Here is a 20,983-nt window from a genome sequence, read left to right as displayed (position 1 = left end):
GATGAAAGATGCCCCTGAGCGTGTTTCCAGACACACCCTAACACCCCTGGAAAGTAACTCAGGGCCTCAGCTCCACTTCAAAGTGGAAGCTAAGGCCCGTCGCTCAAACTATTTCAAAGCTATTTAAGCCTACGATTATTTCTTGATGCGGAACCCGAGAGTCTGCACGAGTTTCTTAAACACGTCAGTGTTCTCGTAGATACCTGTAAAGTTGCTTGCGCCTGCGCCCATTGCCGTAATCGGAATGTCGACGGCCGTATGGTCCGACGTCGTCCAGTCAACATGCGCCGAATGCCGCACCCGTCGCGTCCGTCACCTGGCTCGTCGTGACGACACCGGTCGATTTACCGGCCGCTTTCGCGTATTCCATAATCGACTTGACCGATTTTTTATTCACGTCCATGCCGATTGCGCCGTTATACGTTTTGATCCCGCTCGCGTAAGCGGTCGCGGCTGCGGCTGAATCCGTAACGGGGGAAGTCGAACTCGTGTGGATCAAGCCGGCGAATGGCATATCGTCCATTGCAAGCTTGCCGGATTCACCGACCGTCGCCAGACGTATCGCGTTCCGATGGGCCGCACCCATACCGTCGCCTATGAACAAAATGACGTTTTGCGCTTGCGAAGACGCGGCTTGCACATCGCTCGTCGGGCGCGCTAACATCAAACTCGTTACTGACAGCGCCGTTACGGCTGTGACAAACCTGCTGAGAAACGGCGATTTCCTCTACAGTATTGAAATCGATAGTCGGCGCATACAATTGGGGCGAAGGAGGGGTCCCATGACCAAACGGCTAGCGATCGTCGCCCTCGTCCTGCTCGCCTTGTATGGCGCAAGTTGGCCATTGCGTCATTCGCAAGGCCAAGACGCCAAGACACCTGCTCAAGTCGTCTATTCGCAGAATGGCGTCCATATCGTCCTGTCAGCTTCAGGCAACAAGGTTGCCCCGATGAAAATGAGCAAGTTTGCCATGTCGCTTTCCGATGTTGAAGGCCGCCCGATCCCGAATGCCAGCGTAACAATGAATCTTCAGATGCCGCGTATGTTTTGCGGCGTCATCCCTACAACGGTGCAATCGACAAAACCCGGTGCGTATGAAGCAGCAGGCATTCCCGTTATGAGAGGCCGATGGGAAGCCGAAGCGTCTATTAGCATCGGCAAAGAACACTTCTCGGTCACACTACCATTCGACGTTGGTTAACGCCCGGCATCACCAAAGCCAGGGATGGATCGACGGAATCCAACCATTCGCGCTGAATCCTTTCATCATCGTCAACACGCCCATCGTCATCGCCACGTAGAAACCTGCCCGCCGCAGACTCCGCCTCCACTTCGCCCCGACACCTTTCGCAGACAAAGCAACGACAAGCAGAACAGGAATCGTCGATAAACCGAAAACAAGCAGCGTCAACAAACCTTCCGCCCATGATCCGGTTGAAGCCGCCCTGATCTGCATCGAGTACGTCAGCCCGCACGGCAGCATACCAAGCATCAGTCCGGTCAGAAAAAGCGCTGTCAACTCGAACGATCCTTTTAACCGGTCGACGAACGCCTTCATCCTATGTTTTCCCGGCCAATGCGCAGCGTGCAGAGGTATAGCGTATTTGCGAAATGCCCAGAGAATAATAAGCGCGCCGCCGACAATGCTGGCAATCGCTTGAAAGCCGACAAAACGGCCCGCGATGTTCAGAAAGGAGCCCGCAGCCCCCATAACGGCGCCAGTCAACGCATACGTGGTCACGCGACCGAAGTGGTACGCGAGCAAAGAGCGGATGGCGTTACGTCTTGCTTCCATTACGACGGACGCGCCAATGCCGCCGCACATGATGACGCAATGCGGCGCGCCGGTCAAACCAGCCAGCATGGCGACGACCAACGTGTCGCCCGTCATCAGGCTTGACCTCCGCCGATCGGCACATTGCGCAGGCGCAAGGCGTTGGCAACGACAAGCAGCGAGCTTGATGCCATGCACAAGCACGCGATGCGCGGGTTGAGCTGGCCGAATGCTGCCAGTGGAACCATAACGACATTGTAGAGAAGCGCAATGCCAAGATTCTGGCGAATGTTGCGCATCGTCGCCTTGGCAATGCCATAAGCATCGCGTACGGCGGCGAACCGCCCGCCGAGCAAGATGACGTCGCCTGCTTGCAACGCGGCGGCATTGCCTCCGGCCATCGTCAAGCCGACGTTCGCGGCCGCCAGCGCAGCCGAATCGTTCGCGCCGTCGCCGATCATCGCGACGCTACGGCCGCCTTGCTGCAAGCTGCGAACAAGCTCCAGCTTCTGCTCCGGCAACAACCTCGCCTTGACGTTAACGATGCCCGCCTCTGCCGCGATCGGCAACGCGGCCCCTTCCCCATCCCCCGTCGCCAGCCAAAGCTCCGCTTCCTTCGCCAGCAAGGCGACAGTTGCAGCCGCGTCTTCGCGCAGCGTGTCGCCAAAGCTGACTGACCCGACCCAGCGGCCGTTCAATGCCACCTCGAGACGCGAGTGCTCTTCCTCGCGTTCATCGGTAATCCGACTGCATTCCGGCACAGCAATGCCAAGCTCTGTGAACCATCCGGCATGCCCGAGGATGATTCGCCAGCCTTCAACGACGCCGCGAATACCGCGCCCGGCGATCTCCTCCGTGGCCGATGGTGCCGCCAGCGCTATTTTCCGTATCGCCGCCTCCTCTAACAACGCTCTAGCGAATGGATGCTCCGATCTCGCCTCGACTGACGCCGCCAGCCGGATCAGCTTCGCTTCGGATAGCGTCTCCGAATGAACGGCTGTCACGACGGGTCTGCCTACCGTAAGCGTTCCCGTCTTATCGAAGACAATCGCATCGGTACGACCTAGAGCCTCCAGCATGCCTCCTTCCTTAAACACAATACCTGCTTTCGCTGCCCGGCTTACGCCGATCAGCATCGACACAGGCGTCGCCAAGCCAAGCGCGCAAGGACAGGCAACGAGCAATACGGCGATCGCCGCCGTGAACGCTTGCTGAGTCGTCGCCAGCGATGACCATGCCGCGAAAGAAGCAGCCGCCACGACGAGAATAGCGGGTACGAAGTACGCCGCGACAATGTCGACTTTGCGCTGAATGCGCGGTTTTAATTGTTGCGCTTCCTCGACGTAAGAGATCATTCGGGCGAGAAGAGTCTCATTCACTGCCGATGTGACGCGGCCGACTAACTGCCCGCTCGCGAGGCGAGTTCCTGCGAACAGCCGCTCGCCGGCGATTTTGAGCGCCAGCCGGGTCTCGCCGGTCAGCAGCGACTCATCGACTTCTGCCATCCCCTCCACGACGACCGCATCCGCAGCTATCGTCTCGCCGCCCTGTACGGCGATGACATCGCCAACTCGAAGCGAAGCCGACGGTACGAGAAGCTTCTCCCCGTTCGGGGCAAAAAGCGAAGCTGAAGCGACTTGTAGCCCGTGAAGAGAAGTGAGGCTGCGCAGAGCGTTGCCTTTGGCGATGGCTTCGAGCCACTTGCCGAACGTGACGGCTGTCAGCACCATCGCGATCGAATCGAAGCTGAGGTCCGGATGCGCCGCGATGTTATGGTCTTCATGATTCATGTGCGCCGCATCATGACGGAACGTCATGTACTGACTATACAAATAAGCGGCTGTAACGCTTAACGCAACGAGAACATCCATGTTCGGCATCCCCGACTTCAGCGCCCGATACGCGTTCGCGTAAAACGGGTAACCCACGTAAAGCACGAGCAGTGAACCTAACCCCCATTGCAAGTACCCGTTCATCAGGAATGCTGGAGCGACGACGCCTAGCGGAACGAGCGCGTGAGCGGCCATGGCGAGAAACAGCGGCGCGGACACCGCTAACGAGATGAGAAAACGCCTCCTCCAGTCGGCCGACTCTGCGAGGAACACGTTGTTTTCCCTCCTTCTCCTCTCCGCTCCATAGCCTAACCCGCGAATTTTATCCATAATCGCATCCGCGTCCAGCGCCGGCCGATGCTGCCACTGAACAACCGCCGTCGCGGTCGCCAGGCTGACGGTCGCTTCCTCCACGCCGTCCATCCGTCCCAACACTTTCTCGATACGAGCGGAGCAGGCGGCGCAAGTCATTCCCGTAATCTGTAATTCCACCTTGTTCATACGAGCCTCCGAACTGTCCGGGTCGGACAATCATCTTGCTCCTATCGTATGTACGGCAGTTGGAATCAAGAATAGGCTTCGCTATCACTCCTCCTGCTGCGCCCACATACGTTGATTCACATAAGGAGTGATCGCTGTGAACCGCATGGCCGATGTCATCACGTTCCCGCAAGACGCCGCCACCCACCCGATGTCGAACGTTGAATGGTGGTACGGCTACGCACTGCTGTCCGGCAACCGAGGCAACCGTTATGCCGCCATGTTTTCCTTTTTCCGCGTCGGAGAACTTGCCGTTCCGAAAGGCCACTACGTTATTCATTCGCTTCACCGGTTAGGCGACGCTCGTATCTCAAGTCATTCGGAGATCGACCGGATGCTCGGTATTCAAATGACCGGCGTCTACTTGCCGGCTTACTTGCTGAAGAACCCTCGGGATACGCATACGTGGAGCCTGTACAGACGAATGCTGAGCGGCGCCGAGCTCCCTTCTCCCCACCGCTATTTGCCGTCATCCGAAGTTCTTGCCCGACCTACGCGACTCAAGTATGGCCTTCACCGACTAACGTTTGCTGACGACGTCAGCTCGTTTTTTCGGGTGTCGTTAACGACATCCACATCCACTCTCTCGCTAGATTTCTCCCCGCTGAAGCCAATATCCCTTATTGACGAGAAAGGTGATCTTAACGGACTGCGTTATTATTCCGTAACGCGCAATCGCGTGATCGGAGAATTGCAAACGGCTGAAGGCAAAGAGCAGTTATGGGGCGAAGGCTGGTTCGACCATCAATGGGGGAGAAATTACGGACTTCTGCTTGGGAATGGCTGGGATTGGTTCGGCTTGCAAATGAAAGACGGCAACGATCTGATCGTCAGCAGGCTGCGTAAGGCGAAGCCTGAATCAAAACCGTATATTGTAGCGAAGCACATTCGAAGTGACGGCTCAGTCGCGCAATCGGAGCGCGTCGGCTGGCTGGAGACAGGAACCTGGACAAGCGAGAGCAGCGGAGCGACTTATCCGGCGCAATGGCAGCTTTCCTTGCCTGACTTCGCGTTGGAACTTGTCGTCATTCCACTCCTCGCCAATCAGGAGATGCCGATTATCGGACCGCTGCGCAACATATGGGAAGGCGTCTGCACCGTCATCGGCGAAGCGGTCGCACCGGACGGTCGCCGGATGCACGTCGAAGGCAACGGTTTTGTCGAACTGGTCGGGTATGCGAAACCGTGAAATTTTTTCTATAAATATTCCTTTACGGGAATATTCCCTATTGTGTATATTAAAATTGTGAGATGCAAGTTGATCCGAACAATTCAGATGAGGTGAGCAACATGTCATGAACAGGTCCGAAATGGACATCTCCACGCTTAGCGCATTAGCTGAGCCGAGCCGCATGAATATCGTTCAACTGTTGCGCGACGGCCCTCTGACCGTTGGCGAAATCGCCGATCGACTGGGAATTCGCCAGCCTCAAGCGTCGAAACACTTAAAAGTACTTAGCGATAGCGGAATTGTAGAAGTGCAAGCCGAAGCGAATCGTCGGTTCTACAGGCTGCGATCCGAGCCCTTCCAAGCGATGGATTTATGGGTGAAGTCGTTCCGGCACATCATGGAGGAACGCATGGATAACCTGGATAATTATTTACGCGAGCTGCAGAACAAGAAAAAAACATAACATCGTTAATTTTAGGAGGAGTATTATTCATGTCTAACAACGAAATCGTGTCGAAAGTTGAAAATGATCGGGTTCTGGTGTTGGAGCGCGTATTCGACGCGCCTCGCGATCTTGTGTTCCAAATGTTTAAGGAAGCGGAGCACCTGAAACGTTGGTGGGGACCGAAAGGCTGGGAAGTCCCGGTTTGCACTGTCGATTTTCGTCCGGGCGGCGTGTGGCACTATTGTATGAAGTGCGAAGATAAGAATCAAGGTCAATTTTATGGCATGGAATCGTGGGGAAAAGGCATTTATAAGGAAATTGTCGAGCCGGAAACGATCGTCTACAACGATTACTTCTCGGATGCCGAAGGCAATATTAACGAGTCTATGCCTTCGACCCTAATCAAGATGGAGTTCATTGAAGTGGACGGCAAGACCAAGTTGGTGAACCGTTCCGAATATGTATCCGCCGAAGCCCTTAAAACCGTCATGGACATGGGCATGATGCAAGGTATCACAGAAACCTGGAATCGCTTGGGCGATTTGTTGGCGTCGCTTAAATAACCTTATGAAGAGCGTATAACTGATGATTAACAAAATTGGACCGCAAACCTTGGATTCGAGGTCATCACGGAAGAGTCCAGTGCCGGAAAATTTCGATGCGTTATATAGCGACCTGAAGAACAAAATCATCAAGGTTGGAGATATTGTGCAGCTTCCTACAGGCAGAATGTTTAACTTCGCGGATGATGAAGAAAATTACTTTACGGTATCGGAGAAGTAATAATCGGTTTGAATGAACCGCCCGTCCTTGGGCGGTTCATTCTGTCGAGAAAGTCTTGGCAGTATGACAAACCATCTTGTCGTGTTTACTTTATTGTTTGGCGGACCCCAACGGGATTGAACCGCTAACACAAAAATCTAAACGGTTGCCACAGCCGTTAACCAGTCAAAAACGGTGCCATTGAATTTCTAACGGTTATGAGCGACGTTATATGGTGCAGATTTCCTCGTATCGCATCAAAACATTGGAATAGCCGCAAATACAATCGTTAGATTCGCAAATGACCAATATCCGCGATATAACGGCCATGGCAACCGTTAGAATTCGCGGAACACCCCAACTGGTTCGTTTAGCTTAACAAAAAGTGCTGCTTCCACATGCTTTATACACATGACTTTTCATCCCTTCCGTCAACTACCCAGAAAAGGAAATGGATTATTAGTTAGAACCCTGTCTTCCGCCATAAGGCAAAAGACAGGGTTCTTGAATTCTTTATGGTTATTCTTTCTCTTTCGAGTCAGCTTTATCCGGCTCTATAAGCCCTTTCGCACTACCGCGAAACTCTCGGATCGTCGTCCCGATCGCTCTTCCAAACTGCGGCAGCTTCGATGGCCCGAACAGCAGCAACGCGATCAAGACGAGCAAAATAATTCCCGTCATCCCGATATTAAGTGGCAAACATCGTTCACCTCATCTTTGTCCGTCAATTCACGAATATTGCCGTAGCGTACATGATCGCAATGCCAAGTGTCAAGCCTGCGAAATTCGTCTGCGAAGTTCGTCCTTATTTTTCCGGTATGGCGTAACAACGAAAAACCGCCACCGTCGACGACATCATCGACTGGGGCGGTTGTGTAACGTGACTTTTCCGCATCACCAGGTGACGTACCCCGGAGATGTGACCGTGTTTCGGAGCATATCGATCAACGGAATGGTGTAAGCGAACAATATAAGCGCGACGGCGATGCCAAGCCAGATGCCCCATCTTTCAAGGTAGCGAGGCGTCGGTTCCGCCCCTTCCGCCTGCTCTCCGATCGGATACTCGGTCTCTCCTTTCGGCGCACGCAGCAGTCCGATGATGTTGCAGACGATCAGGATGACTCCGATGAACAGGATGATGCCCCCGATCGCCATCGCGACGTGATACGGCATCCACAGCACGGCGTCCGGATGGTCGTCGTACGTCGTGTAGGCAGTGCGGCGAGGCGATCCGAGCAAACCGACCGTATGCATCGAACCCGACATGATGAACATGCCCACGCACCAGACGAGCGTCTGGATAATGCCGGACCGGTTCATTTTACGCGTCAGCGTCCTGCCCGTAATTGTCGGAATGAGCCAGTACGTAATGCCGAAGAACGTAAGCGCCACGCTCGTCGCCACCGTCAAGTGGAAGTGGCCCGTGACCCACAGCGTATTATGGACGACTGCGTTCATCTGGTTGCTCGCGTTAATGATCCCGCCCGCTCCGGCAGGAATGAAGATGAGCATCCCCATGAACGGAGCGAAGAACCGAACGTCGCCCCAAGGCAGCACTTTCACCCAGCCGAACAATCCTTTCGTCCCTTTCGCTCTGCCGTTCAGCTCGAAGGTCGCGAACAGAGAGAATGCCGTCATCAGCGACGGTACGATAACCATAAACGTCAGAACGACTTGCAGGAACTTCCAGAAAGACGAGATGCCCGGCTCCATGAGCTGATGGTGGAAACCGACCGGAATCGAGAACAGAAGGAACAATACGAACGACATGCGGGCGAGAGAATCGCTGAAAATTTTGCCGCCGATAATTTTCGGGATGATGACATACCAGCAAATGTATGCGGGCAGAAGCCAAAAGTAAACGAGCGGGTGGCCGAAATACCAGAACAGCGTACGGCTCAGCACGACGTTAACATTATCGACCCATCCGAAAGACCATGGGATAAGCTGCACGACAACTTCTACTGCTACGCCGATCGTCGCGACTTGCCAGAGCAGCATTGTAATGACTGACATGTAAGCGAACAGAGGCGACAGCTTGCCTTTATTTTCTTTGCGCCAGCGAGAGTATTGGTAGAAGATACCGTAACCGCTCAGCCAGCTACCGATCACGACAAGCGCGAGCGCGATGTAGAACCACGGCGACGCCTTCATCGGTGCGTAGAACGTATATAGAACGGTCGCTTTGCCGAGCAAAATCACAACAACGCCGATAACAGTGCCGAGGGACATGAGCGCATACCCGATCCATCCTAGCTTGCGCGCCGTCGGAAGCAGTTTGCCCCCAAGCGTATGCGAGACGCCGGAATACAGGAAGCCGACGATAAAATAGGTCGTGAAAATAAGTGCCATCAAGACGCCATGAGCGGTAAGCAGCTCATAATAGCCGATGTTCGCGGGCAGCGTAATCGTCCCGCCCCTTACCATCCCTTGCAGCATGCCGGCTATGCCGCCGACGAGCAGCGCCGCGAATGCGAACAGGACATGGGCGAGAACGAGTTTCCCGTCGTTTCTGTCGAAAGATTTCATCCGTTCCCCTCCTATTTCACGACGATCGTTGTTTTCATATATTCATGCCCGGTGCCGCAATACTCGTTACAAATAATTAAGTATTCCCCCGGCTTGTCGAACACGTGCGAGATATGGCTGACCTCGCCGGGCTCGACCATCAAGTTCACGTTCGTCCCGATAATATTGAATCCGTGTACGACATCCGAGCTTGTAATCATGAAATCGACCGTCGATCCGACGGGTACTTCGAGCGTCTGAGGCTCGTAGCCGAACGCATAAGCGACGAGAACCGCTTCGTATTGCTTGTCTCCCGTCTGTGTCAGTCCAGGCTTATCGAACGGCGCCGTCTCCGATACTTTCGTCGGATCGATCGCATGATGATGCTCGCTCGGCGGCTTCATGCCGCTTCCGAACGCAGTCGCGCCAAGTACGATCAGGAAGACCGCCAACATGGCGATGCCGAACGATAGCCAAATTTTCTCCAATCGGTGCAAGTGCATCCGGTGTCACTCCCTCATTAATTTCGCGAGACGAACAAGATGAAAACTCCGACCCACGTCACAGCGATGAAAGCTCCCAGCAACATGACGGAGACGAACGTCCCCCGGAGCGCCGGTTGATCTTCAGGTTTCGGTTGATCGTTCGATTTCGGTTTGCCCGATACGGACATGCGAATCACCTCCTTCGTCTTCGTCGCGACGGAAGCCCTGGTCGTCCTGCTTCGGACGTTCAGGGCTTCCGTCGCTTCGGCTGTCAGCGACGAGCGCAGTCGATGTTATCCACCGACGTGGGCTGTCGTTTTATCGCCTTTTATTTTGGTCCGGACTTTGCGGAACAATGGACGCAACACCGCATCAAGGCCGAATCGTCCGGCATTCGTGCCAGCGAGGAAGATGATCATCCCCAGCAGCAGCAACCATGGATTCGTGCTTACCGTACCTGCGAACAGGAACAGGAAGTTCAGCATCATCCCGAACAAAGCAGCCGTCAGCGTTAATCCGCCGACAATGAGGCCCAGGCCGATCAGAAACTCGCCGACTGGAATGAGGAAGTTAATCAGTTTCACATTAGGCAAGGCGAAGTGCTCCAGAAATCCCGTATAATTCGGGAAGATAACGGCGTTCGTCGCATGATCGGCGACCGGCTTCGCGATTGCCCCTTTCAGGAACCCGCCGGCGTCGAACCCGTTCGTCAATTTGCCCCAACCTGCGTGCAGCCATTGCCAACCGACGTAAATGCGAATCAGCGTAATTGCAACAGCCACCCACACATTTTCCCTGAACGTTTTCATGACCATGACGGTCATCCCCTTTACGATGTAATTGAACTGCGATGTTCGTTCTTATTCCACGATCAGCTTGCCTTTCATATCGCCGTGGCCTGTGCCGCACATTGTCGCACAGACGAATTCGAACTCCCCGGCTTTGTCTGCGGTAAACGTCGTTGTTTTATTTGCCTTCACGACGACGTCGTAACCGTCGATCTTGATCGAATGGTTGCCTTGGCTGTTTTTCAGCGAAAGGTTAACCGTGTCGCCTTTCTTGACTTTGATCTCTTTCTTATCGAATTCAAAATTTTTGGCGTCGATCTCGATCGTTTGCGCACCTGCGCCTGCACCTGCAGCCTGGCTGGCCGATGGGCTGGACGACGCTTTCTCTCCGCTATTGGCGTTGTTTTTGCCGCCGCACCCTGCGAGCGCGATGGCCGTCGCCAGCACCAGAACGTATACCCCGAATCTTTTTGTCATTTATTGTCCCTCCCGTTATTGGATGACCTCATCTTACTCCCGTTGCGTCGGCCGCAATGTGACGAATCTCACACTCTCTTCGACTTCCACATTTCGGACATAATCTTGTGCAACGAAGCGTAGTGCAATACGTAAAGAAGCCGCCGGAGTCCAAGCCCCGACGGCTTCTTCTGATGCTCAAGTAAAAATAAAAAGAACCCCTCAAATTAGGGATTCTTTGGTCTTCGAAAATGTTGATGCCACGTCTCTTCGCATTTCATCACCGCGCTGCGCTTGCCGGCATCGTCAACCGCACGACGGTTCCTTCTCCCGGCGACGTGCGGACGGAAAGTTCTCCTGATACCGCCCGTGCCCGTTCTTCCATACTGAACAAGCCAACGCCTTTGCCCGCTTTTTGGCGCGAGAAGCCGACGCCGCGGTCTTCAATGACCGCCTCCACGTTCGTCCCCAAATCTTTGATCGATACAGACGCTTCCGACACGCCGGCATACTTGCCGATATTCGTCAAGCTTTCCTGGACGACCCGGTACATCGTCGTCTCTTCGAGCAAGCCGAGCCTCTTCCGCAAATCGCACTGGAAACCGACACGAATGCCGTAGTGTTTCTCGAACGAATCGATATACGTCCTGAGTGCCGGCACGACACCGAGATCGTCAAGCACGGACGGACGGAGTTCCCACGCGAGCCCGCGCACTTCGTTCATCAGTTGCGATACATCTTGGCCGATCGCTTCCAGCCTCGGGTCGGCGCCTTCGGAAATGAGCCGGTCGAGCGAAATTTTCAGAGAAAACAAACTTTGGCCGATGCCGTCGTGCAAGTCGCGGGAAAACCGGCGGCGTTCCTCTTCCTGGATTTGCATCAATTGCGCCATCATCGTCTGCAGTTCGGCTTCCGTCTCCTTCAGCCTGGTTACCTCATGGCGAATCGCCAAATATTGATAAGCTTTTCCTTGCGCATCAAGAAACGGCACAATCGTCGTATCCACCCAGTACGTACGGCCGAGTTTCGAACGGTTACGAATTTCGCCCTGCCATACGTTTCCCGAAGAAATCGTCGTCCACAGCGACCGAAAAAAAGCTTTGTCGTGATACCCGGAGTTGATCATGCGATGGTCTTGCCCGATCAGTTCTTCGCGGTCGTAGCCGGATATTTCGCAAAACTTGTCGTTCACGTACAAAATCGTGCCTTTACGGTCCGTGACGGCAACGATCGACGCTTCGTCGAGCGCGAACTTGACGTCGGCCAGTTGCTTCAATGACTGCTTGACGAGATTGCCGAACGCCGGATCGCCGATATGCGCTTCCAGCCCGGACAGCAACGTATCGACGTTCGCGGCGATATCCGGCGACGGCTCCCGCTCGCGTTCGAAAGAGGCGGATTCACTCAAAGCTCAGCAATCCTTTCTTCAGCGCGTATTTGACGAGATCCGGTCGTGTTTTCAAGCCTAGCTTCTCCATTAGATTGCTCTTGTGCGACTCTACCGTCTTGACGCTGATGACTAGAGCCTCGGCGATTTCTTTGTTGGAGTAGCCTTGAGCGACTTTCGCGAGAATTTCCTTCTCCCGGTCGGACAACAGATCGTACGTGCCGGCATGTTCGCCGTTCTTCGCTTTGTCCAAGTAATCGCCGATCAATCGCTTCGTCGCCGAAGGATACAAGTAAGCGTTGCCCGACGCGATATGGTGAATGGCCGACAGCAGTTCTTCATAAGGCGCGCTCTTCAGCAAATAACCGGAAGCGCCGGCTTGAATAGCCCGGAACAAATACTCTTCGTCATCATGCATCGTTAGGACAAGCACTTCAACGTTAGGCATCCGCTTCTTCAGTTCTCCCGTAGCCGTTAATCCGTCTTTGCCGTGCGGCATGCTTAAGTCCATCAAAACGACGTCCGGCACATTCGTCTCCGCTTTGACAAGCGCTTCGTCTCCGTCCGCTGCTTCCCCGACAATCTCGATGCCCATCTTGCCGTGCAGCAAGTTCACGAGTCCGGAACGAACGACCGCATGGTCGTCCACAATCATCACGCGAACCATGATCTATCCCCCCATCTTCCAATGCGTTTATTGTATCATAGACATCCGTTCGCTTGACCCATTTGCCCCGGAATACCCGATAGTAAATTTAGAAGCCGCTCGCCTGAAGCAATCGCCGCACTGCGTTCGTCCGGCCTGTAGACGCGTCTCTTGCGATCGCCGGCCAGGAGGATCGCAAAAGCTTTCGCATTTTTCATCAATGGCACGGCATAAGCGGAGCGCAGCTTCTCCGAAATCATTATTGGATAATTATAAAGGTCGCGGCTGCGAACGAGTTCCGACACCTGGAGCGTCATCGGTCTGCCGACTTTTGCGACCGTGCCCGACAATCCTCTGTTCGGCGGATCCGCCATGTTTAAACACCGCTCATTCAAGTTGCCGACGACCACAGTCCATTTAAGCGCACCGCTGTCCTTTTCTTTTAACGCGAGCGCGCAGAAGTCGCACGACAGCCCGGATAACAACATCTGCAACTCACGCCTGATTTCGTTTTCGCATTCCATCGTTCTCGCATCCTTTCCCCGAACCCTTCCACTTTTTTAGTGTACCGGAATCGAAACGCGAAGTAAGTCGGGGAACTCCCCTAACTTGCAGTCAGGGAATGTCACTAGACGCCATCTCGAACGGGAATACGACGGTGGAAAATCAGGGAATTTCCCTCCAATGTTCAGGAAATTCCCCGATAACGAAAGCTGCAGCCATAATGTAACATTGAAAGTATCAGAAGCGAAGGAGCTGGACGCCGTGACCGTAACGATGCCGACAATGTCCGCCAGGAGAGTGCAGAACGAATGCCCGATGAACCCGATGGGATTAAAACAATTTTTTCTCCCCGAGCAGTTCGAGCGTCTTCGCAAGCTTATGGTACCGGTCCGAGCGGCTGCGGGAAGCTATCTCATTCTGGAAGGCGATCCGACTGGCAAGCTCTATTACGTCATCTCCGGCACCGTCAAGCTCAGAAAGTCGACGGAAGACGGCAAAACGTTCCTTCTCTCGCTTCTGCAATCGGACGATCTGTTGTACGAGTCGAGCGACGAGACAAACTTGACGCACAGCTTCAGCGCCGAGGTGTCGGAAGATGCGGAGCTAGGCGTCCTTTACTGGAGCGAGTTCGAAGCGCTTCTATCGCGCGACGGCGACTTCGCCATTCGGTTCATGAAGTGGCTCGCCCTCTCGCACCGCGCGACGAAATCGAAATTCCGCGATCTGCTGCTGTACGGCAAGCCAGGCGCGCTAGCCTCGACGCTGATCCGATTAGCCAACTCGTACGGCATCGCCTGCGCCGACGGCATCCGTATCTCCGTGAAGCTGACCAATGCGGAAATCGCCGACTTCATCGGAACGACTCGCGAAAGCGTGAACCGTATGTTAAACGGACTGAAAGAAGACGACATCATCGACGTGAAGAACGGACGCATCGTTATTCGCGAGTTATCCGCCCTGCGTGCCATTTGCAACTGTCCCGACTGCCCCGGGTGCGCGAAGGAAATTTGCCGTATATGATCGACTTCCTTATAAGAGAAAAAGCATCCGATACGCGACTTACGCGTTCAGATGCTTTTTTTGCCTATCTCTCACAATACTTTCCACGCTTTCGATCGCTTCCTCAAGCGAATTCGCGCGGATAACCGTTCTCTCCGCTTCGTCATAGCGCGTTGCTGTAAATACATACCGTGGATCATAATAATGCTCCAGCAGAAGCGCCACCGCCCGCTCGAAAGCACCCTCCTGCAAGCAAACTTCGATTTCAGCGGCAATCGGCGTATGAAGGCGGGATTTGATTTTACGGAACGCTTCGAGCGATTGCTCGGGATGCTCCCATGGCCGGTAATCTTGCATGATGCGCTTCACCCGTTCTTCGAATGGAAGCTCGATCCAGATCGGTGCGCCTTCCTCTTTCTTCCTTACGAGGAACTCCGGCAACGTCGCCTTTCCGATGCGTTTGCTCTCCGCTTCGAACACGACGAAAGGCTCGTTCCGAAGCCGTAACAATTCGTCTAGCAATAAAGATTCGAACGTTTTCTGGTTATGGGCTCTCATGCCGATCTCGCCGAAAATCGATCCCCTGTGCCCAGCTAACTGCTCCAAATCGATTACGCCGATTCCGCGTTCCTTCATCGCTTGCAAAATCGCCGTTTTCCCAGTCCCTGTCAGCCCATGCAGCACGTAAGCGTCTGACGTGATTTCGAACGTCTCGAGCATGTCTACAACCCACTTGCGGTATGCGCGATATCCGCCGGTAATGCGAGCTACGCGGATGTCCAGCAGGGACAGAAGCGTTGCCGTCGTTCGGCTGCGCATGCCTCCCCGCCAACAAAACACCGCTTTCTTGCCGGGAATGGCGGCGATCGTTCGCATAAACGACGGAAGTTTGGCGGAGACGATCTCGAGCCCTCTGTCTTTCGCTGCCTGAATGCTTGTCTTCTTGTACAGCGTGCCGACTTCAGCTCTCTCTGCGTCATCGAACAACGGGACGTTCACGCTGCCGGGAATCGTCGCTTCTTCGAATTCGGAAGGGGAACGGACATCGATCAGCGTTAATTCACCCTTCTCTCTTAACGCCAGCCATTCTTCTATCGTTATGTCGTGAACCATTGGTGATGGACTCCTTCTTAGGGCGTGTCTGAATACTCCGAGGGCCGCAGATTTTGCCGAATTTTCGTTCCATGCAAGGCGCGCTTGTGCAAGCGTACCAGAGGTACGTCAAACAAGCGCAACGCAGCAGGGGGCGAAAAGGCGGTGAAAGACGCCCCTGAGCGGGTGTTCAGACACGCCCTAGACGACCGTAATCCGTCCCGCATGCTGCTCCGTAACTTCGCCGATCGTCGCCGCTTCAACGCCTGCCCGTATCAAATCAGCCAGCAGCGCTTCCGCTTTCTCCGAAGCGACAGAAATGAGCAGCCCGCCTGACGTTACCGCGTCACACAGAATCCATCTGTCGATCTGCTCCATCTCTGCCGGGAACGTCACGTCGGCTTCGACGTGTTTGTAGTTGTTTTTCGTGCCGCCGGGTACGAACCCGTTCTCAGCCAGCTCCCTGACTCTCGGCAGCAGCGGTACGCGTTCGGCGTGCAGCACAATGCCCGTCCCGCTTCCTTTTGCCATCTCAAGAGCATGTCCGACCAATCCGAATCCGGTCACATCGGTGCAGCCATTCACATCGTACGGCTCCATAACTTCTGCGGCCGTCTTGTTTAGCGTCGCCATAACGGAAGTTAATCTGGCAATCTCCGCCTCGGTGAGTTGATCTTTCTTGATGGACGTCGTCAAGATGCCAACACCGATCGGTTTCGTCAAAATAAGCTTGTCGCCCGGCTTCGCGCCCGCGTTCGTTCGGGCTTTGCCAGGGTGGACTAGCCCCGTGACGGCAAGGCCGAACTTCGGCTCCTTGTCGTCAATAGAATGACCGCCGACAAGCGTCGCCCCCGCTTCCTTCACTTTGTCCCCGGCGCCACGCAAAATATCCGCCAGAACGGACTTGTCCAGCGTGCCGATCGGGAAAGCGACGATATTTAAAACGGTTAACGGCTTGCCGCCCATTGCGTATATGTCGCTGATCGCGTTCGCCGCAGCGATCTGACCGAAATCGTACGGGTCGTCCACGATAGGCGTGAAGAAGTCAACGGTCTGCACAAGCGCCAAATCGTCGGTAAGCCGGTAAACGCCCGCATCGTCGCTCGTATCGAGCCCGACAAGCAAGTTCGGATCTGGAATCGTCGGCGGCAGGCTGCGGATGACTTGCTGCAAGTCCGCGGGGCCGATTTTGCAGCCGCACCCTCCTTTGCTGGAGTACGAGGTCAATTTTACTTTTTCAACGTTTTCCATGACAATCCACATCCCCTTATACATTCGTACAGTCGATTATATAGAAATTCTCGAGAGAGTACCAACAGCTTCCGCAAGCGTCCGAATCCTGACCCGTCTATCGAACATACATTATGTGAGTACAAGCAAAATGGGGAGGAACATCTCAGTATGAAAATCGTCATCGTCGCACCGGAACAGATTCCGGTACCTCCCGTTCTGGGCGGCTCCGTAGAGATCGCTATTCTGGCCGTCGCCCGGCGGCTAGCGAAACGCCATTCGGTTACCGTCATAAGCCGAACTCATCGCAAGTACCCGAGTAAGTCCATCATCGACGGCGTGACGATCCGCCGAGTGCCGACAGGTTCTCCTTCTTACTATCTATCCAACGTGAAAAGACTGTTGCGAGGGATGAGCTTCGATGTGCTACAGATTGATAACCGGCCGAAGTTCGTCGCACCTCTGAAGCGGATGTTTCCTCGAGCTAAAGTGTCTTTGTTTCTCCATTCCTTGACGTTCGTGAGCGCTCCTTACGCCAGTCGTTCGCAGGCGCGGAACGGTCTGGTCGCGGCGAACGTTGTCATCGCCAACAGCAGCTCGCTTAAACGAATACTCGCAGCACGGTTCCCGCAAGCCGCCAGTCGAATTCGCAAAGCGTATCTTGGCGTCGACACGTCGCGGTTCAGACCTTCAGGGCAGCGGATTTCCGCTCGCGGCGAAATCCGCATCTTGTTCGCCGGCAGGTTGATCCCCCGTAAAGGCGTACCCGTTTTGCTCAAATCGATCAGTCTAGCGAGACAACGTATCGGTCGCCCGATTAAAGTCGTTATCGCAGGAGGCGCTCAGAATAAAGGGTACGGGGGCTCAATGCGGTCTTTGGCCAAAAGGCACCGCGTTAACGCGCGGTTCCTCGGCTCCGTCCCCCATAGCTCGATTCACCGCGTATTTCGCCAAGCGCACGCCTTCGTCTGCCCTTCCCAGAAACACGAAGCATTCGGCCTCGTGAACGTGGAAGCGATGGCGTCTGGCCTGCCCGTTATCGCCTCGAATATCGGAGGCATTAATGAAGTCGTGGACGACGGACGTACCGGTTATTTGGTGCGTAACTATCGTAACCCGTCCGCCTTCGCTGACGCGATCGTACGACTGTTTCGCGACCCTGCGCGATATCGAGAGATGAGCGTACGTGCCCGACATTCGGCCGTCAACCGGTTCGGATGGTCGGCGACTGCGGCACGATTGACACAGATATACCGGAATAAGTAGAAAAAAGGGCGCCCGGCTAGCTTGGCGCCCTTCTTCTCATGTATGTCCGGTTATACTTTAAAGGTACCGACAAGTCGCTCTAACGTGTTGGCGAGGCCGGTCAAATTTTGCGCAGCAGCCGCATTCTCTTCCGCACCTGCTGACGTTTGTTCCGTAATGGCGGCCATCGACTGAATCGTTTTGTACACGTCCGAGCTTTGCACGGATTGTTCTTCGCTTGCTGCCGCGATGTCCGTAATGTAATTGGACGAAGTTTTCACCATCGATACGATATCTTTAAAAGCAGTACCCGCACGCTGCGCCATCTCGTTGCTCTGCCTGACAGCGATTACAGCTTCTTCGGTATTTTGTTTAATCGTCTTAATGTGAGCTACGATCCGTTTGGTTGCTTCGCCGCTTCGTTCCGCCAATTTACGCACTTCGTCGGCAACGACGGCGAAGCCTTTGCCCGATTCTCCGGCTCTAGCAGCTTCGATCGCAGCGTTCAGCGCAAGTAGATTCGTCTGCTCGGCTATGTCGTCGATCATCTCCACAATGTCACCGATTAGGTTCGACTTCTCCGCAAGATCTTTCATTTTCTCGCTCATGTGGGCCATGTCGTCCAGCGTGCTCTGAATTACCTGGCCACCGTCATTGGCGACTCCCACGGCTTTCATCGTAATTGCCGCCGCTTCTTCCGAAGACTTCGCCACCGACTGCATGCCTTCGGCTATCGACTCGAAGATTTCGTTGACATTGTCTACGGCAGCGGCTTGCTGCTGGTTCCCCATGGCGATCTCGTTCGTGCTGCTTGAAACTTCTCGGCTGCTTTGGGACAACGAGGAAATGCCTTCAACGACTTGAATAAGCATATCCTGCAGTTTGGTTACCATTTTGTTAAACGAAGCGGCGATCTCGCCCAGTTCATCCTTTCCTTTCACCGGCAATCTCACCGTCAAATCGCCTTCGCTGCCCGCCAGGTTCTCAATGGATACGTTAAGATCCCGAACCGGCCGCACAATCCGTACGAAAAATAAAATCATAGTGAACGAAATGAAAACGGCCAGCACGATCAAGACGGTCATCGTGACATTTAGCCATGTGTTGGCTTGCTGTTGGGCGGATTTCGCTTCCGCAGCAGCACGGCTGTTCATTTTGTCCTGAAACTGATCAATCGGCTTCATTATCGTACTTTTGGCCGCGTCGTAATCCGCACCGTACATCAATTGCCTCGCGTGCTCCATATTTTTCGCATCCACTGCTGCAAACGCTTCCGTTTCTGTTTTGACCAACGCGTCGGATTTCTGTTTCGCCTCCGCAATAAGGTCCAGCTCTTCCTTCGGCGCTCCCAACTCCTCAAGACGCTCTACGACATGATCCCGCGTTTTCGTTACGTTTACTTCGGTCATGTAGTTGTTAAAGTGCGTTTTCTCGCCGCTAACACTGTAATACCTTGCTTCATTCGTTAAATAATCGGAGGCGTTGACCAAATCGAAACCCAGTTGTTTGAACTCAGCTTGTCTAGCTACTGCTGAGCGCTCGTCTTTGAAACTCGAGTTGAGAGAAAAGATGCTAAAAATCGTCAGCAAGATGAGCAAACCACTGAATACTGCTACGGCCTTGATCAGCGTCGAAATTTTCATGACGGCCTCCTTGAAATATGTAGTTTCTTGATGCGGTTAACATTAAACCGTTCTGTCACATGAACCCCCTCCCTGTCTCGTCATCAGCAAATACTGAAGTAGCTATTCGACAATTTTCGATACAGTTCCTGCTGAATATTCAATAAAAATTTGCTTGACATTTTGGCTTTCACTTTTTCAATACTGTTGCCGCTTTCCTGCGGTTCAAACTTCTGTACAACTCCAGCCATAACACGCTTAATCCGAGCCAAACGCCGCCGTACAGGAAACCCGCTACAAGATTGCCCGGCTCTTCTTCCCTGAGAAACACATGGCTAATAAAGACGAGTGCACAGCACGCAGCGACGCCGTATAACGCGACAAACTGGTTCGCCCATCTCGCTTGGTGGCGCACGAGCAAATAGGCTGCGTAACCGTAACCGGCTATTGTAAGCCACGCTTCCGTGCTCGGATAAGCGAGGACCCGGTCATGAACGCCAGCGAAGCGGAAAGCCTCTTTCCACGCGTCGACCATACCGATGCCGCCCGCGAATACAATGGCATAAAACGCGATTTCCAACCTGAAATGTTTCCCCCTGCTCCATACCCACACGCATGTAATAAAAGTGACGGGCAAGACAATCCGAGGCGACGACAGCACGGCAAGACCGTTCATTGGCTCCGACCAATGCGAATCGAAAAATTTCCCGACGAAATACGAAATCATCTCATTCAACTCGGCGAAGTCCTCTCCCAAGCTCGCAATGCTGAGCCCGATGGCGAACGCGTACAATGCGAAAAACACGATTCCTCCGGCAATTGCGATCAATTCCACTTTGCCGACTGAATAGTACCGGAGCAGCACTCTATCGAGCAGCAGATCGATTGCTTGTCTCATCCGACTTTTGAAAGTACGGAACACGAACACAAGCACGATAACGATGCCGGCTAGAACACCCGCAATGGCCAAGTAACGGTTTAGCGTATGGTGATATTGCTCCCATTTCTCCCCAAACAGCTTGCCGATCGTAATAAAAACGGCGACCCAAATGAAAGCGCCCGTGTACGCATACGCGGCGTACTTGCGGAACGGCATCTGGGTAACGCCTGAGAAATACCCGGTAAAATGCCGGACACCCGGTATGTAATAAGCGATGAGCAACAGTTTGTTGCCATAACGGTCGAACCATCTCGAGGCTAGCTTCAGCTTATCCGGACCGAGATGGAATTTCGCGCCGTGTTTTTCGAAGAACGGGTGACCGAGCCTGAAACCGATGAAATAAGAAGCCGTCATGCCAATCGATGTGCCAATTCCCCCGGCTAGAATAATGAGAATATAATTCAACTGCCCTTGATACACGATCAGTCCCGCATACGTCATCAGCACTTCGCCTGGCAGCGGAAGCGCCAGCATCTCCAAGAGCAGCGAGCAGAATAATACCGCATAACCGTACTGCTCCAACAAATTCGTCAAATGGCTCAATTCGGGCCCTCCT

At 54.0% G+C, this 20,983-nt stretch carries 22 protein-coding genes and 2 pseudogenes; 7 read left to right on the top strand and 17 right to left on the bottom strand.

Annotated elements, in window-relative coordinates; all coding sequences use genetic code 11:
• Positions 1-135 precede the first annotated feature (135 nt).
• Entirely contained in the window at positions 136-300 is a 165-nt protein-coding gene (locus tag ACFPOF_RS24980) for an alkaline phosphatase (protein WP_378137804.1), read from the bottom strand.
• A pseudogene (locus ACFPOF_RS24975) lies at positions 284-682 on the bottom strand (alkaline phosphatase); the annotation flags it as partial. The gene ACFPOF_RS24980 and the pseudogene ACFPOF_RS24975, both read right to left, overlap by 17 nt.
• 100 nt (positions 683-782) lie before the next feature.
• Between ACFPOF_RS24975 and ACFPOF_RS24970 the strand changes: the two are divergent.
• A complete protein-coding gene (locus ACFPOF_RS24970) occupies positions 783-1,202 on the top strand; it encodes a hypothetical protein (RefSeq protein ID WP_378137802.1) in 420 nt (139 codons plus the stop codon).
• A 9-nt stretch (positions 1,203-1,211) separates the two neighbouring features.
• Here ACFPOF_RS24970 and ACFPOF_RS24965 read toward each other — a convergent pair whose 3' ends face one another.
• Together ACFPOF_RS24965 and ACFPOF_RS24960 are read right to left on the bottom strand one after the other, a co-directional pair.
• The gene (locus ACFPOF_RS24965) at positions 1,212-1,892 is read right to left on the bottom strand and encodes a sulfite exporter TauE/SafE family protein (RefSeq protein ID WP_378137800.1); all 681 of its coding nucleotides are present in this window, start codon (positions 1,890-1,892) and stop codon (positions 1,212-1,214) included.
• Entirely contained in the window at positions 1,892-4,108 is a 2,217-nt protein-coding gene (locus ACFPOF_RS24960; protein ID WP_378137798.1) for a heavy metal translocating P-type ATPase, read from the bottom strand. Before ACFPOF_RS24960 ends, ACFPOF_RS24965 begins: the two co-directional genes overlap by 1 nt.
• A gap of 145 nt (positions 4,109-4,253) precedes the next feature.
• Between ACFPOF_RS24960 and ACFPOF_RS24955 the strand changes: the two genes are divergently transcribed.
• From ACFPOF_RS24955 to ACFPOF_RS24940, 4 genes and pseudogenes are all read left to right on the top strand, one after another.
• Positions 4,254-5,336, top strand: coding sequence for a lipocalin family protein (locus tag ACFPOF_RS24955; RefSeq protein WP_378138539.1), 1,083 nt, complete (start codon positions 4,254-4,256; stop codon positions 5,334-5,336).
• 106 nt (positions 5,337-5,442) lie between these two features.
• Entirely contained in the window at positions 5,443-5,781 is a 339-nt protein-coding gene (locus ACFPOF_RS24950) for an ArsR/SmtB family transcription factor (protein WP_378137796.1), read from the top strand.
• Positions 5,782-5,810: 29 nt separating this feature from the next.
• A complete protein-coding gene (locus ACFPOF_RS24945) occupies positions 5,811-6,326 on the top strand; it encodes an SRPBCC domain-containing protein (protein WP_378137794.1) in 516 nt (171 codons plus the stop codon).
• A gap of 85 nt (positions 6,327-6,411) precedes the next feature.
• Positions 6,412-6,546 (top strand): annotated as a pseudogene (locus tag ACFPOF_RS24940) (VOC family protein); the annotation flags it as partial.
• Positions 6,547-7,044: 498 nt separating this feature from the next.
• On the opposite strand, the gene tatA reads toward ACFPOF_RS24940, so the two are convergent.
• From tatA to ACFPOF_RS24895, 9 genes are all read right to left on the bottom strand, one after another.
• Positions 7,045-7,224 carry a twin-arginine translocase TatA/TatE family subunit gene (gene tatA, locus ACFPOF_RS24935; RefSeq protein ID WP_378137792.1) on the bottom strand — a complete coding sequence of 60 codons (180 nt, stop codon included), beginning with the start codon at positions 7,222-7,224 and terminating at the stop codon, positions 7,045-7,047.
• 195 nt (positions 7,225-7,419) lie between these two features.
• Positions 7,420-9,054: a b(o/a)3-type cytochrome-c oxidase subunit 1 gene (locus ACFPOF_RS24930; RefSeq protein WP_378137790.1), complete on the bottom strand. Its 1,635-nt coding sequence runs from the start codon at positions 9,052-9,054 to the stop codon at positions 7,420-7,422.
• Between the two features lie 11 nt (positions 9,055-9,065).
• The gene (locus ACFPOF_RS24925; RefSeq protein WP_378137788.1) at positions 9,066-9,536 is read right to left on the bottom strand and encodes a cytochrome c oxidase subunit II; all 471 of its coding nucleotides are present in this window, start codon (positions 9,534-9,536) and stop codon (positions 9,066-9,068) included.
• 17 nt (positions 9,537-9,553) lie between these two features.
• On the bottom strand, positions 9,554-9,706 hold the full coding sequence (locus ACFPOF_RS24920; RefSeq protein ID WP_378137786.1) for a cytochrome c oxidase subunit 2A: 153 nt from the start codon (positions 9,704-9,706) through the stop codon (positions 9,554-9,556).
• Positions 9,707-9,811: 105 nt separating this feature from the next.
• Positions 9,812-10,333 carry a DoxX family protein gene (locus tag ACFPOF_RS24915; RefSeq protein WP_378137784.1) on the bottom strand — a complete coding sequence of 174 codons (522 nt, stop codon included), beginning with the start codon at positions 10,331-10,333 and terminating at the stop codon, positions 9,812-9,814.
• A 45-nt stretch (positions 10,334-10,378) separates the two neighbouring features.
• Positions 10,379-10,783, bottom strand: coding sequence for a cupredoxin domain-containing protein (locus ACFPOF_RS24910; RefSeq protein ID WP_378137782.1), 405 nt, complete (start codon positions 10,781-10,783; stop codon positions 10,379-10,381).
• 259 nt (positions 10,784-11,042) lie between these two features.
• Positions 11,043-12,170, bottom strand: coding sequence for a PAS domain-containing sensor histidine kinase (locus ACFPOF_RS24905; protein ID WP_378137780.1), 1,128 nt, complete (start codon positions 12,168-12,170; stop codon positions 11,043-11,045).
• On the bottom strand, positions 12,163-12,816 hold the full coding sequence (locus ACFPOF_RS24900) for a response regulator transcription factor (RefSeq protein WP_378137778.1): 654 nt from the start codon (positions 12,814-12,816) through the stop codon (positions 12,163-12,165). Before ACFPOF_RS24900 ends, ACFPOF_RS24905 begins: the two co-directional genes overlap by 8 nt.
• A 35-nt stretch (positions 12,817-12,851) precedes the next feature.
• Entirely contained in the window at positions 12,852-13,319 is a 468-nt protein-coding gene (locus ACFPOF_RS24895) for a GAF domain-containing protein (RefSeq protein WP_378137776.1), read from the bottom strand.
• 160 nt (positions 13,320-13,479) lie between these two features.
• Between ACFPOF_RS24895 and ACFPOF_RS24890 the strand changes: the two genes are divergently transcribed.
• Positions 13,480-14,319 carry a Crp/Fnr family transcriptional regulator gene (locus ACFPOF_RS24890; protein WP_378137775.1) on the top strand — a complete coding sequence of 280 codons (840 nt, stop codon included), beginning with the start codon at positions 13,480-13,482 and terminating at the stop codon, positions 14,317-14,319.
• A gap of 39 nt (positions 14,320-14,358) precedes the next feature.
• Here ACFPOF_RS24890 and mnmH read toward each other — a convergent pair whose 3' ends face one another.
• Positions 14,359-15,411, bottom strand: a complete 1,053-nt coding sequence (mnmH, locus tag ACFPOF_RS24885) for a tRNA 2-selenouridine(34) synthase MnmH (protein ID WP_378137773.1) — start codon at positions 15,409-15,411, stop codon at positions 14,359-14,361.
• A gap of 180 nt (positions 15,412-15,591) precedes the next feature.
• Entirely contained in the window at positions 15,592-16,641 is a 1,050-nt protein-coding gene (gene selD, locus ACFPOF_RS24880; protein WP_378137771.1) for a selenide, water dikinase SelD, read from the bottom strand.
• Positions 16,642-16,791: 150 nt separating this feature from the next.
• Between selD and ACFPOF_RS24875 the strand changes: the two genes are divergently transcribed.
• Positions 16,792-17,886, top strand: coding sequence for a glycosyltransferase family 4 protein (locus tag ACFPOF_RS24875; RefSeq protein WP_378137769.1), 1,095 nt, complete (start codon positions 16,792-16,794; stop codon positions 17,884-17,886).
• A 50-nt stretch (positions 17,887-17,936) separates the two neighbouring features.
• Here ACFPOF_RS24875 and ACFPOF_RS24870 read toward each other — a convergent pair whose 3' ends face one another.
• Both ACFPOF_RS24870 and ACFPOF_RS24865 read right to left on the bottom strand, forming a co-directional pair.
• Positions 17,937-19,508, bottom strand: a complete 1,572-nt coding sequence (locus ACFPOF_RS24870) for a methyl-accepting chemotaxis protein (protein WP_378137767.1) — start codon at positions 19,506-19,508, stop codon at positions 17,937-17,939.
• 169 nt (positions 19,509-19,677) lie between these two features.
• On the bottom strand, positions 19,678-20,970 hold the full coding sequence (locus ACFPOF_RS24865) for a VTT domain-containing protein (protein WP_378137765.1): 1,293 nt from the start codon (positions 20,968-20,970) through the stop codon (positions 19,678-19,680).
• Between the last annotated feature and the right edge of the window lie 13 nt (positions 20,971-20,983).

Origin of the sequence: Cohnella soli, from assembly GCF_042655525.1 — a bacterium.
GTDB lineage: Bacteria > Bacillota > Bacilli > Paenibacillales > Paenibacillaceae > Cohnella > Cohnella soli.
The sequence above is the reverse complement of the archived record's forward strand: the minus strand, read 5'-3'. Positions and strand labels throughout refer to the sequence as shown.

Coding starts and splice junctions, on each gene's coding strand:
- ACFPOF_RS24970 (WP_378137802.1), top strand. CDS start 783: ATGACCAAACGGCTAGCGATCGTCGCCCTCGTCCTGCTCGCCTTGTAT.
- ACFPOF_RS24965 (WP_378137800.1), bottom strand. CDS start 1,892: ATGACGGGCGACACGTTGGTCGTCGCCATGCTGGCTGGTTTGACCGGC.
- ACFPOF_RS24960 (WP_378137798.1), bottom strand. CDS start 4,108: ATGAACAAGGTGGAATTACAGATTACGGGAATGACTTGCGCCGCCTGC.
- ACFPOF_RS24955 (WP_378138539.1), top strand. CDS start 4,254: ATGGCCGATGTCATCACGTTCCCGCAAGACGCCGCCACCCACCCGATG.
- ACFPOF_RS24950 (WP_378137796.1), top strand. CDS start 5,443: ATGAACAGGTCCGAAATGGACATCTCCACGCTTAGCGCATTAGCTGAG.
- ACFPOF_RS24945 (WP_378137794.1), top strand. CDS start 5,811: ATGTCTAACAACGAAATCGTGTCGAAAGTTGAAAATGATCGGGTTCTG.
- ACFPOF_RS24930 (WP_378137790.1), bottom strand. CDS start 9,054: ATGAAATCTTTCGACAGAAACGACGGGAAACTCGTTCTCGCCCATGTC.
- ACFPOF_RS24925 (WP_378137788.1), bottom strand. CDS start 9,536: ATGCACTTGCACCGATTGGAGAAAATTTGGCTATCGTTCGGCATCGCC.
- ACFPOF_RS24920 (WP_378137786.1), bottom strand. CDS start 9,706: ATGTCCGTATCGGGCAAACCGAAATCGAACGATCAACCGAAACCTGAA.
- ACFPOF_RS24915 (WP_378137784.1), bottom strand. CDS start 10,333: ATGGTCATGAAAACGTTCAGGGAAAATGTGTGGGTGGCTGTTGCAATT.
- ACFPOF_RS24910 (WP_378137782.1), bottom strand. CDS start 10,783: ATGACAAAAAGATTCGGGGTATACGTTCTGGTGCTGGCGACGGCCATC.
- ACFPOF_RS24900 (WP_378137778.1), bottom strand. CDS start 12,816: ATGGTTCGCGTGATGATTGTGGACGACCATGCGGTCGTTCGTTCCGGA.
- ACFPOF_RS24895 (WP_378137776.1), bottom strand. CDS start 13,319: ATGGAATGCGAAAACGAAATCAGGCGTGAGTTGCAGATGTTGTTATCC.
- ACFPOF_RS24890 (WP_378137775.1), top strand. CDS start 13,480: ATGTTCAGGAAATTCCCCGATAACGAAAGCTGCAGCCATAATGTAACA.
- mnmH (WP_378137773.1), bottom strand. CDS start 15,411: ATGGTTCACGACATAACGATAGAAGAATGGCTGGCGTTAAGAGAGAAG.
- selD (WP_378137771.1), bottom strand. CDS start 16,641: ATGGAAAACGTTGAAAAAGTAAAATTGACCTCGTACTCCAGCAAAGGA.
- ACFPOF_RS24875 (WP_378137769.1), top strand. CDS start 16,792: ATGAAAATCGTCATCGTCGCACCGGAACAGATTCCGGTACCTCCCGTT.
- ACFPOF_RS24870 (WP_378137767.1), bottom strand. CDS start 19,508: ATGAAAATTTCGACGCTGATCAAGGCCGTAGCAGTATTCAGTGGTTTG.